Annotated in this window: 11 protein-coding genes and 1 other RNA gene; 10 read left to right on the top strand and 2 right to left on the bottom strand. The window is 64.9% G+C overall.

Translation table 11 applies throughout. The annotated features are described in order from the left end of the window. The first annotated feature begins 295 nt into the window (after positions 1-295). The 5 genes from ssrA to FKZ61_RS04115 all read left to right on the top strand — a co-directional run bounded on the left by ssrA (position 296) and on the right by FKZ61_RS04115 (position 3,963). Positions 296-708, top strand: a transfer-messenger RNA (tmRNA) gene (gene ssrA / locus FKZ61_RS04135). 145 nt (positions 709-853) lie between these two features. Next, positions 854-1,441 carry a DUF4269 domain-containing protein gene (locus FKZ61_RS04130; protein WP_141608807.1) on the top strand — a complete coding sequence of 196 codons (588 nt, stop codon included), beginning with the start codon at positions 854-856 and terminating at the stop codon, positions 1,439-1,441. 35 nt (positions 1,442-1,476) lie between these two features. After that, positions 1,477-2,112: an HD domain-containing protein gene (locus FKZ61_RS04125; RefSeq protein ID WP_229964133.1), complete on the top strand. Its 636-nt coding sequence runs from the start codon at positions 1,477-1,479 to the stop codon at positions 2,110-2,112. Then, positions 2,109-2,741, top strand: coding sequence for an RNA methyltransferase (locus FKZ61_RS04120; RefSeq protein ID WP_141608806.1), 633 nt, complete (start codon positions 2,109-2,111; stop codon positions 2,739-2,741). Before FKZ61_RS04125 ends, FKZ61_RS04120 begins: the two co-directional genes overlap by 4 nt. 157 nt (positions 2,742-2,898) lie before the next feature. Continuing rightward, positions 2,899-3,963, top strand: a complete 1,065-nt coding sequence (locus FKZ61_RS04115; protein WP_141608805.1) for a Gfo/Idh/MocA family protein — start codon at positions 2,899-2,901, stop codon at positions 3,961-3,963. A 68-nt stretch (positions 3,964-4,031) separates the two neighbouring features. Here FKZ61_RS04115 and FKZ61_RS04110 read toward each other — a convergent pair whose 3' ends face one another. Beyond that, positions 4,032-5,021, bottom strand: a complete 990-nt coding sequence (locus FKZ61_RS04110; RefSeq protein ID WP_170199218.1) for a sugar phosphate isomerase/epimerase family protein — start codon at positions 5,019-5,021, stop codon at positions 4,032-4,034. A 1-nt stretch (position 5,022) separates the two neighbouring features. Then, positions 5,023-6,255, bottom strand: a complete 1,233-nt coding sequence (locus FKZ61_RS04105; RefSeq protein WP_141608803.1) for a Gfo/Idh/MocA family protein — start codon at positions 6,253-6,255, stop codon at positions 5,023-5,025. Positions 6,256-6,599: 344 nt separating this feature from the next. Here FKZ61_RS04105 and FKZ61_RS04100 point away from each other — a divergent pair, with 344 nt between their 5' ends. Genes FKZ61_RS04100 through FKZ61_RS04080 form a run of 5 tightly spaced genes read left to right on the top strand, consistent with a single transcriptional unit; the run spans position 6,600 to position 11,214 of the window. Next, on the top strand, positions 6,600-7,640 hold the full coding sequence (locus FKZ61_RS04100; protein ID WP_141608802.1) for a zinc-binding dehydrogenase: 1,041 nt from the start codon (positions 6,600-6,602) through the stop codon (positions 7,638-7,640). A 29-nt stretch (positions 7,641-7,669) separates the two neighbouring features. Then, positions 7,670-8,287 carry a Uma2 family endonuclease gene (locus tag FKZ61_RS04095; RefSeq protein WP_141608801.1) on the top strand — a complete coding sequence of 206 codons (618 nt, stop codon included), beginning with the start codon at positions 7,670-7,672 and terminating at the stop codon, positions 8,285-8,287. A gap of 9 nt (positions 8,288-8,296) precedes the next feature. Continuing rightward, positions 8,297-8,977 (top strand): orotidine 5'-phosphate decarboxylase / HUMPS family protein, encoded by a 681-nt coding sequence (locus tag FKZ61_RS04090; protein WP_141608800.1) that lies wholly within the window; start codon positions 8,297-8,299, stop codon positions 8,975-8,977. Between the two features lie 33 nt (positions 8,978-9,010). Then, a complete protein-coding gene (locus FKZ61_RS04085) occupies positions 9,011-10,321 on the top strand; it encodes a nickel pincer cofactor-dependent isomerase, group 22 (RefSeq protein WP_141608799.1) in 1,311 nt (436 codons plus the stop codon). Positions 10,322-10,329: 8 nt separating this feature from the next. Further along, entirely contained in the window at positions 10,330-11,214 is an 885-nt protein-coding gene (locus FKZ61_RS04080; protein ID WP_229964132.1) for a sugar phosphate isomerase/epimerase family protein, read from the top strand. Positions 11,215-11,225: the final 11 nt, after the last annotated feature.

Raw genomic sequence — 11,225 nt, 5'->3', positions numbered from 1 at the left:
TCTACGGTAGGCCCGATGCCAGGCCTGAGGCCTGTTCCTCCGCTGGGAAGGCTGGAACGACGAATCCCGCCGTCCATTTTTCCTCTATTTCTACGATCTTTCCCGTTTTTTGGCAAATCCGGCAAATCCCATGGAAATTCGATGGGGACAGGTCACAAGCATTCCCAAGCGCGGTCTCGCCCCAGCGGGCCAGCAGACCGGCCAGCACTTGTCATAAGATCTAACAATAGTCTAACACGGGCAGGCCCGATTTTGCTTTACAAAGCCGCCCATTTGTGCTAAGATGGAGGCACATGGGGATGACCGGTTTCGACGGGGCAGGCTGTTCATAGACTGCAGGCCGTAGAGCGTCGACTACGTTAAAAAGGCGCAACACCTACAAATGCCAACAACAGTGGCAAAGTCTTCAACTTCGGGTTCGCCAACGCTGCTCCTGCGGCGGTGGCTGCCTAAGTGAAGGCACCAGACCCTCTCATACAGGGTCTCGGCCCGTACCGGTGCTGCTCTCAGGCCGGACGGTAGCCGCCATAGACTGTTGAGCTGCGGTCACTGGACGCCGATAAGGTGACCTAAGACCCATCGGCTAGCCGGGCAAAGGAATCCTGTCGCACGGAGTCCGCCCGGCGAAACAGCAAAAGTGCGACTAAGCCTGTAGATGTCTATGGACGAATGTCTCGGACGCGGGTTCGACTCCCGCCATCTCCACCTCCCGAACGGCCCGGCCTTTGACCGGGCCGTTTCTTTATGCTTTATTCTGATCCCAAAAGGTTGAGGCCAGACTTCCATTCCAGGCGCAGCAGGAGGAGAGAGCGCCAGCCGCATCCGGCCTGATGGGGATGAGGAGGAAGAAGCCATGTGGTGGGACAATATTGCCTATCTGCAACAGGGAAATGACCGGCAACGAGATGCCTACCGTGTCCTGATTGAGCTGGATCTTTTCAGTGTGCTGGCCGACTATGACCCGATCCTGGTGGGCACCATCCCATTGGGCATCGATGTTCCTGGCAGTGACCTGGACCTGATCTGCTACGTGCCGGAAGCCGAATTTCCTCGTTTCCGGCACATCCTCACGGCCATGTACGGCGACTATGAGGGATTTACCCTGGAGGAGAAGGAGATCGGAGGCCTGCCCACGATGGTCTGTCGCTTTACTTATGGGCGCTTTCCCATCGAAATCTTCGGCCAGCCCCGACCTACCCAGGAGCAGAATGCCTACCGCCATCTGGTCGCCGAGGCCCAGCTTCTGCGCTTCGCCGGCGAGTCGGCCCGGGACACCATCGTCCAGATGAAGGCCCAGGGCATGAAGACCGAGCCGGCCTTCGGCGAGTTTTTCCACCTGCCCGGCGACCCCTATCAGGCGCTGTTAGAACTGGCCGACGCGCCCGTGGAGCAGATCGAGGAGGTCGTCCAGCAGGCCTATTTCATCCGCAACCGCAGCTAACCACAACCGGGATTTCGACTTGAAGGAGGTCCACCGTGGACAATCCACCCGCCATGTCTGAACGCCTGGAACGCCAAATTCGCTTTCTGGTGGAAATCGACCGGCTCAAGGCCATCCAGCGTCGCTCGCTCCTGATTGACGGCCGACGCCGGGAGAACTCGGCCGAACATAGCTGGCACATTGCCGTCATGGCCCTGGTGCTGGCCGAGTATGCCGAAGCGCCGGTCGATCTCTGCCGGGTGCTCAAAATGCTGTTGGTCCACGACATCGTGGAGATCGACGCCGGCGACACCTACGCCTATGACCCCAGCGGCAAGGTGGACCAGGCCGAGCGGGAGGCGGCTGCTGCCGAACGCATCTTTGGCCTCCTCCCCGCGGACCAGGCAGCGGAGCTGCAGGCCCTGTGGCAGGAGTTTGATGCCGGCGAAACGGCCGAGGCCAAGTTTGCCCACGCGGTGGATCGGCTGATGCCTCTGCTCCACAACTTCCACACCGAAGGCGAATCCTGGCAGGCCCACGGCGTAGACCAGGGCCAGGTAGAGCAGCGGGTGTCGGCCATCGCAGCGGGCTCCCGGCGCCTGTGGGAATATGCGGACGCGCTGGTGCGCCGGGCGGTGGAAGCCGGCTACCTCCAGGCGGTACCCGGGAATGCCGACCAGACCCACCCATGATCCGGTTCTATCAGTGCCGTCGCCCCACCTGTGACCTGCGCTTCCCCGCCACCCCACAGGACGGCCCCCAGTCGTCCTGTCCCCGCTGTGGCGGGCCGCTGACCCTGGCCGCCACCCGTGCACCGGAAGCCCGAAGAAGCTGGAAACAGGCCAGGGACCGGCCCCTGCGCCTGGTAGCCCTGCTGGACAACCTGCGCAGCGTCTTCAATGTGGGCTCCATCTTCCGCACCGCCGACGGCGCTGGCGTGGACCATCTCTACCTGGCCGGGATCACGCCCACGCCCGAGCAGCCCCGCCTGGCCAAAACCGCCCTGGGTGCCGAGCGGAGCGTGTCCTGGGCCTATGGCCCGAACGGTGTGGCCCTGGCCCGTTCCCTCCAGGATCAGGGGTATCGGCTCTGGGCGCTGGAGAGCAGCCCCGGGGCCGTCTCCCTCTTCGAGAGCCCATCCACGGCCGAGGGTCCACCGTCCCGGCTGGCCCTGGTGGTGGGCAACGAGGTCACTGGCGTCGACCCGGGCATCCTGTCCCTGTGCGATCAGATCTGCTGCATTCCCATGCACGGCGTAAAAGAATCCCTGAACGTGGCCATCGCCTTCGGCATCGCGGCCTACTATTTGCTCCACCGATGACGCCACGGCAGAAACCACAGATTTCACAGATGAACCCGGATGGGTAGGTCCGGTCTCCTGGCCGGACATCCGCACCAAACGTAACGGGAAGCCATGTCACGCAGGGATGCGTGACCTACGGCTGTTCAAAAATGAGCATGAACAAGGAGGCATCACCATGGCAGGTACGCTGAAAGTGGGCGTAATTGGGGTGGGCGGCATCGCACGGACCCACATGCCCGGCTGGGCCGCGTCGGAACACGCGGAGGTCATCGCCGGCAGCGACATCAACGCCGCCGTCCTGGAGGAGTGGGGAAAACTCCACGGCGTGGGCCGACTGTCCACCGACCCGGCCGACATTTTCAACGACCCGGACATCGACATTGTGGACATCTGCACGCCCAACCGCTACCATGCGCCCCTGGCCATCGCGGCGCTGAACGCAGGCAAGCATGTGATCTGCGAGAAGCCCCTGGCGCCCACGCCCCAGGAGATCCGCCAGATGATCGAGGCCCGGAATCGGGCGGGCAAGCTACTGATGACCGCCCAGCACTTCCGCTTCAAGGGCATCTCCCAGGCCATGAAGCGGGAGATCGAGACCGGCGTCCTGGGCGACATCTACCATGCCCGGGGATGGATGCTACGGCGCAACGGCTTCATCCCCTCGCCCAGCTTCATCCTCCAGCAGCACAGCGGCGGCGGTCCCTGCATCGACATCGGCGTCCACATCCTGGACCTGACCCTCTGGCTCATGGGCAACCCCAAACCGGTGGCCGTCACTGGCGTGGCCCGAGCCCCCCTGGCCCATCACAAAGGGGCCTTTGCCGCCTGGACGGGCACGCCCATCCCGCCCGAATTTGACGTGGAAGATTACGCGGCCGCGTTCGTGCGCTTCGAGAACGGCGCCACCCTGGTGCTGGAGGTGAGCTGGCTCCTGCATCATGACATCGAAGGGGAGGACATGCAGATGTGGCTCTACGGCACCGAAGGCGGCTGCCACTGGCCCAAGGGGGAGTTCCTCTCCACCAACTACCAGACCCGGCAGTTCTACAACCGGACGCTGAAGCTGACTCGGGATACCATGGAGCCCCATGCACTGGAGTGTGTGGAGTTTGCCCGCGCGGTGGCCACGGGCGCGCCCTCACCGGTGCCGGCCGAACAATCCCTCCAGGTGATGGCCATCCTGGACGGCATCTACCGCAGCCAGCGGGAGGGCCGGGAGGTTTCCATTTCGCTCGATTGACGCCGGCCACAGCGTGACCGGCAACGGCTGCCACCGACTGTCTTGCGAAGTGGCATCCACGTCCGGTCTCAAATATTCAAGACATGGCGGCAGAACGCCACACTCTTCTCCAGTTGGCGTTGCTGCTGCACGGCCAGCGCGGCCCGGTATTCCGGCGGCAGGTCGGCCCAGGAGGCGGTCAGGACCGGTTCGGTGTAGGGACGGCCCCGTTGCACCAGCGCCAGGAAGCGGGCAAACTCTGCGGCCGGCGTCTCCGGGTAGACCTCCCAGTAGGATGGGTCCAGATAGTTGAGCACCCGGGGCGGCAGGCTGGTGATGATCTCCAGGGTGAAATGGGTGTGGGGGCAGAGTTCCCGGTAGCGCCGGGCCCACTCCTGGATGCCGATGGTGCCGTCGCCCATGGCCACCCACTGAACCACAGCGCCCTCCGGGTGAGGCCAGACCGCGGTGTCCCGGATGTGGCTCATGAGGACGTAGGGGGCCAGGTGCTCCAGGGTGACGAAGGGGCTCTCCCCCACCCACAGGGGGTTGCCTGCATCGATGCACGCGCCCACGAACTCGGGCCCGGCCTCCTCGATGAGGGCCCGCAGCTCCCGACCCTGGAGGTCGCCGGCGTGGTTTTCGATGGCGATTTTAACGCCCAGCTCCATGGCCACATCCCGCACGGCCCGGCAGGTGGCGATGGTAGCCTCCACGTGGGCCCGCAGGGGCAGTTCGGTACGACGGTCCGCGTTGGAGCCCAGGTAGCAGCGCACCGCCGGTGAACCCAGGGTGTGAGCCAGGTGGAGCATCTGGGTGAGTTGCTCCACGGCGGTGCCCCGGGCGTCGGAGAAGGTGGTGGAGGTGGGGCAGATGGAGCCCATCCCCACCTCGATGGCCATGCCCAGTTCGTCGGCCCGGGCCTTGACCTGCCGCAGGTAGTCGGCCTCCAGGCTTTCGAAGGGCTCCAGATCGGAGAAATGGACCACTTCCAGCCCGATGCGGTGGCAGTAGTCCAGGAGCTGGAAGGCGTTCCAGTCGTTGAAACGCAGGCTGAAGACATCCACACCCAGTTTCATCTCACAACCCCCAATGTTCGTCGATGGGCGCCTGGAAGGTGCCCCGCTTTCCGGTGAGCACATCCTCCACGTAAACCACGTCCCCGGTGTAGGCGGACTCATAGATGGCGTCGCCGAGGGCCAGGGAGCGCAGTCCTTCCCATGCGTCCACCTCGGGTCGGGTGCGCTTGCCCTGGAGCAATTCGATAAACTCCCAGATCTCGATGGCGAAGCCGTCGTCGGCGCCGCCGGGGAAGAGCCGCTGGGCTTCCTCCGGGCTGAGGGAGGCCCGGTACATCTCTTCCACCTGGGCCAGGGTGTAGGTAGTGCCGTCGTCCAGGGTGACCCGACCACTTTCCCGCTGGCCGGGCTTGCGTTCGAAGAGGTGAAAGATGCGGAAGCGGCTGTCGGTGGTATCCTCCAGAGAGCCCTTGCTGCCGTGGAAGACCACGTTGCAGTGGGACTGGCCGGGCGCAGCCACGCTCCACGCCCAGTTGCCCACCACGCCGCTCTTGAAGGTCAGGGTGACGAAGATGGTGTCTTCCGGGTGCTCCTGCACAGAGCGCACCTGGCCCGAGCGGATCTCCCGCATCTCCGCATAGACCTTTTCCACGTCGCCCAGGAAGTAGCGCATGCTGTCGCAGTAGTGGAAGCCGCTGTCCAGGGTCATCCCGCCGCCGGACATGAGCCGATCCCGCCGCCAGAGGACCCGGGGCGGCAGGGGGCCGCTGTCTGTGCGTGCTTCTGGGGGGCGGCTGTAGTGGTGGAAGAAGGTCAGGGGCTCGCCGATCAACCCCGATTGGTTGAGCAGCCAGTGGACGGTGCGCTGGCCGGGCTGGCGGCGATGGGGGACGGCAATGGAGAGGATGCGGCCGGTGCGCTCGGCGGCCTCGGCCATGCGCCGGCCGGCCTTGATGGTGACGCCGATGGGCTTTTCGCAGAGCACATGGACGCCGGCCTCCATGCAGTCGGTGGCGATGGAATGGTGCAGGCCGTGGGGCAGGCAGAGATCGGCGCCATCCAGCGGTTCCCGGTCCAGGAGCTCGGCGTGGTGGGTGTAGACGGTCGGCGTGTGTCCCAGCTCCTGGTTGAGCAACTCGGCCAGCTCCTGGGCATTCTCCACGTTGGCGTCGCAGACGGCGGTGATCTCAAAGCCGCCCAGCCCCCGCTGTTGCAGGTCCTTCATGGCCAGAACGTGGCGCCGGGCGATGCCGCCACAGCCGATGAGGGCCAGGCGTAACGGTTGGTCGGACATGATGTTATTCCTTTTCGCCTTTGATGCTTAGCCTTTGATGCCGGTGAGGGTAATGCCCTGGACAAAGGTTCGCTGCAGGAAGAGTATACCATAATGGCATTTGGGGCAGGTGTCAAACTGGAACGAAACCCGGCAACCGAACCTCATCGTACTTCTAAAACGCTGCCCAGGTTGACAAAACCACCGAATGGTGGGACCATTTGAAGGTGGTTCCACCCTGGAAAACTTGCTGCCCGGCTGTCCATGTTCCTGTCCATGAGTCGGGCGAACCATCCGGCGGTGCACACCCATCAACCCATCCATTTTCCCATAGCATCCCCCGACTGGAGCAGGAGCGATCTCCCATGCAGGCATTGGTCAAATTCGGCAACCACGACGGCGATGTGGAAATCCGGGAAGTGCCGGAGCCACGCCCCGGCCCCGGTCAGGTGCTCCTGGAAGTGAAGGCGGCCGGCGTCTGCGGCAGCGACCTTCACATGTGGCGGGAAAATCACAGTTGGGCCATCAAGCTTCCCCTCATCCTGGGCCATGAATTTTGCGGCGTGGTGGCCGAAGTGGGCGAAGGCGTCACCGGCTTTCAGGTGGGCGACCGGGTGGCCTGTGAGACCGCGGCGGCCGTATGTGGCCAATGTGTCTACTGCCTGAGCGGCAACTATAACCTCTGCCCCCATCGCCTGGGCTACGGGGCCCTGGCCGACGGCGCCTTCACCCGCTACGTGGTGGCCCGCCCGCAAATCCTCCACCGCATCCCGGACAATGTCCCCTTTGAACACGCTGCACTCACCGAGCCCATCTGCGTGGCCTACAACGCCCTGGTGGAGAAGACCGCCATGAAGCCCGGTGATCTGGTGGTGATCCAGGGGCCCGGCCCTATCGGCATCATGGCCCTCCAGATCGCCCGTCTGCGGGGCGCCGGGACTCTCGTGGTGCTGGGCACCGACGTGGACCAACACCGCCTGGAGGTGGCCGAGGAGCTAGGCGCCCACTACGTCCTCAACATCCAGCGGGACGACCCGGTGGCCCTCATTCGCTCCCTGGGCGATGGCTTTGGCGCCGACCTGGTGGTGGACTGCACCGGGGTCAGCCGGGCCCTGCAACAGTCCCTGGAGCTGGTCCGCCCCAACGGCCGCATCACCAAGATCGGCTGGGGGCCCCAACCCCTGGACTTCAGCCTGGACCCCCTGGTGGGCAAGGCCGTCACCCTGCAGGGCTCCTTCAGCCACACCTACCCCACCTGGGAGCGAGCCCTGGGCCTGCTCTCCACCGGCCAGATCAACCTGGGACCGGTCATCGGCGGCGTCTACCCCCTGACGGAGTGGGAGGAGGCCTTTCACGCCATGGAGCGGGGCGACAACGTCAAATCGGTGTTGCAGATCAGCGGATAGGGGCGGGCTTGAGCCGCCAGGAGGCATCCATGGCGCGTCGAAATGCGGCAGCTGATCCCCAAACCGAACCCACCTGGGAGATCGCCGAATTATTTCCCTCCCAGGGCAACTGGAGCGAGGAGGAGTATCTATCCCTCCAGACCAACCGACTGGTCGAATTCTCCCACGGCCACCTGGAAGTATTGCCCATGCCGACTCAGTCGCATCAACTGCTGGTCATCGCGCTCTTTCAGTGGCTTCGCTCTTTTGTCAAGGCCCGGCAGTTGGGTACCGTTCTGGTGGCCCCCATGCGCATGCGCCTCTGGCCTGGGAAGTACCGGGAGCCAGACATCCTGTTCATGCTCAAGGAGCACGACCATCGGCGGGGCGAACACTACTGGGACGGAGCCGATCTGGTCATGGAGGTGATCAGCCCGGATGATCGCCGTCGTGATCAGGTCATCAAGCGTCGGGAGTACGCCCAGGCGGGCATCCCCGAATACTGGATTGTGGATCCATCGGCCAGGCAGATCCTGGTCCTTACCCTGAGCGACCAGGCGTATCGGGTACACGGTGAGTTTGGCGAAGGAGATCAGGCCACTTCTGTCCTGCTGCCAGGATTCGCGGTGGACGTGGCCGCCGTCTTCGCCGAAGCAGAACTGGAGTGAAGGACCATCATGCCCCAGAATCCCATCATCCAGGTCTCCCTGGATGTGACCACCATCGACGAAGCCCTGGAGCTGGCCCACGCCGCGGTCCGGGCCGGGGTGGACTGGCTGGAAGCCGGTACGCCCCTCATCCTGGCCGAGGGCCTGCGCTGCGTCCGGGCCCTGCGCGCCCACTTCCCCCAAGTGCCCATCGTGGCCGACCTGAAGACCATGGACGGCGCCGGGCTGGAGGCGGAGATGATGTTCAAGGCCGGGGCCAACATGACGGTGGTCATGGGTCAGGCCCACGACGCCAGCATCATCGAACAGGTCAAGATGGCCCGCCGCTACGGCGGCCAGGTGATGTGCGACGTCATGCTCTGCCCGGACAAGCCCCGCCGGGCCCGGGAGGCCCAGGAACTGGGCGTGGATTACATCATCGTCCACACCGGCTTCGACGAGCGCAACATGATCCCCGGCCTCAGCCCCCTGGACGACCTGCCCGCGGTGCTGGAGGCAGTGGAGATCCCCGTCCAGGCCGTGGGCGGGCTGACCGTGGAGCAGGCCCTCCAGACCCTGGAGATGGGCGCCCAAATTGTGGTCTTCGGCGCGCCCCTGGTCATCAGCGGCACCGAGTTCAAGGCCGTGGGCGACAACTTCGAAGACGTGTTACGCTCCATTGTCCAGGCGGTAAAACGTCGAGCCCCCTGATCTCGGTCTACAATCAAAACGGAGCAACCAACCATGAAACTGTTGGAACAAATTCAGACGCTAAACTTTCCGGCAACTTTACCTGAAACCCTGCTGGCCGTGGACCAGCGCTTCGATGCGCCCAAGGTCGAGGATCTGACTGCTGCTACCCGCCGGGCGCTGGAGGAGAGCGGCCTGCTGGCCCGCATGACGCCGGGCAACACCGTGGCCGTGGGCGTGGGCAGCCGCGGCATCGCCAACCTCCCCCAGATCGTCCGGGCCGCGGTGGACCGGCTCAAGGAAGCGGGCCTGAAGCCCTACATCGTGCCGGCCATGGGCAGCCACGGCGGCGCCACGGCTGAAGGCCAGAAGGAACTCCTGGCCGAGCTGGGCGTCACCGAAGAAAGCACCGGCGTGGAGATCCGGGCCACCATGGAGGTGAAAGAAATAGGCCGCATCCCCGATGGCCCACCCCTCTACCAGGGTGTGGACTCCATGGCCGCGGACCACACCATCCTGATCAGCCGCATCAAGCCCCACACCGACTTCCGCAGCCACCTGGAGAGCGGCCCCTCCAAGATGTGCGTCATCGGCCTGGGCAAACAGCACGGCGCGGCCCTCATGCACGCGGGCGGCGGCGCCAACTTCCAGAAATACCTGGCTCCGGCGGCCCGCATCTACGAAACCAACACCAACTTCGTGGGCGCCATCTGCCCCATCGAAAACGCCTACGACGAAACGGCCGAGATGGTGGGCCTCACCGCGGCGGAGGTAGGCGGCCCCAAGGAGGCGGCCCTCCTGGAGAAGGCCAAGGCCCTCATGGCCAGCCTCCCCTTCCCGGAGATCGACGTGCTGGTGGTGCGCAACCTGGGCAAAAACATCAGCGGCACGGGCATGGACACCAACATCATCGGCCGCCTGATGATCCCCCGCCAGCCGGAGAACTTCGGCAACGTGGACATCGCGGTCATCGCCGTGCTGGACCTGACCGAGGAGACCCACGGCAATGTGGCCGGCCTGGGCCTGGCCAACGTCACCACGGCCCGGGTGGTGAAGAAGATCGACTGGGTCGCCACCTACACCAACGCCATCACCTCCGGCATCTTCGGCATGTGGCGGGTGAGCATGCCCATCACCATGGCCGATGACCGCCGGGCCCTCCAGGTAGCCCTGCGGGGCTGTGCCCGCCCCCACGACCAGGCCGGCATGACCTTCATCCGGGATACCCTCACCCTGGACCATCTCTGGGTCAGCCCCAGCCTGCGCCAGGCCGTGTTGGAGCACCCCCGGCTGACCATCGCCGAGGAAGTGCCCCTGCGTTTTGACGAGCAGGGCAACATGGTCAGCCCGTGGAATCTGGCCTGACCGGGCCCATGGACCGAAAACGGAGCCTGCGCATGTTTCCCAACCTGAACACCGGCGCCATCGGGGTCCGCGCCTCCCTGGCAGAGACCCTGGAATACGCCCGCCAACATGGCTTCAAGGGCGTCGACTTTTCCATCACCGAGGCGGCGGAGCTGGCCCAGGCCCACGGCGTCGCCTACGTCCGAGACCTGTTCGACGCCGCCGGCGTCCAGCCCGGCTCGTGGGGCCTGCCTGTGGACTACCGCCAGGATGCCGCCACCTGGCGGGCCGGACTGGAGCAGCTGCCCGCCCTGGCCAACCTGGCCCAGGAGCTGGGCTGCCTGCGCACCGCCACCTGGATCCTTCCCTGCGATGATGAGCGGGATTTCCAGGCCAACTTCCACTTCCATCTGGAGCGGCTGCGCCCCATCGCCCAGATCCTGAGCGAGTATGGCTGTCGCTTCGGCCTGGAGTTCATCGGCCCCAAGACCCTGCGCCGCTCCCGCAAATATGGCTTCATCCACACCCTGGAAGGCATGCGCGCCCTGGCCGCGGCCATCGGCACCGGCAACGTGGGCCTGCTTCTGGACATCTGGCACCTCTACACCTCCCACGGCACCCTGGATGACGTCCGGGAGCTGACCAACGACGACGTGGTGGTGGTCCACGTCAACGACGCGCCGGCGGGCATTCCGGTCGACGAACAGGTGGACAACGTGCGGGCCCTACCCGGCGAGACCGGCGTGCTGGACATCGTGGGCTTCCTGCAGACCCTGCAGGCCATTGGCTACGATGGGCCGGTGACGGCCGAGCCCTTCAGCCAGCGCCTGCGGGAGATGCCGCCTGACCAGGCAGTGCAGGAGACCGCCACCGCCATGCAACAGGTCTGGCAGGCAGCCGGCCTCTCCTGGTAAACCAACCCATC

It is taken from the genome of Litorilinea aerophila, assembly GCF_006569185.2.
Lineage (GTDB): Bacteria > Chloroflexota > Anaerolineae > Caldilineales > Caldilineaceae > Litorilinea > Litorilinea aerophila.
The sequence above is the reverse complement of the archived record's forward strand: the minus strand, read 5'-3'. Positions and strand labels throughout refer to the sequence as shown.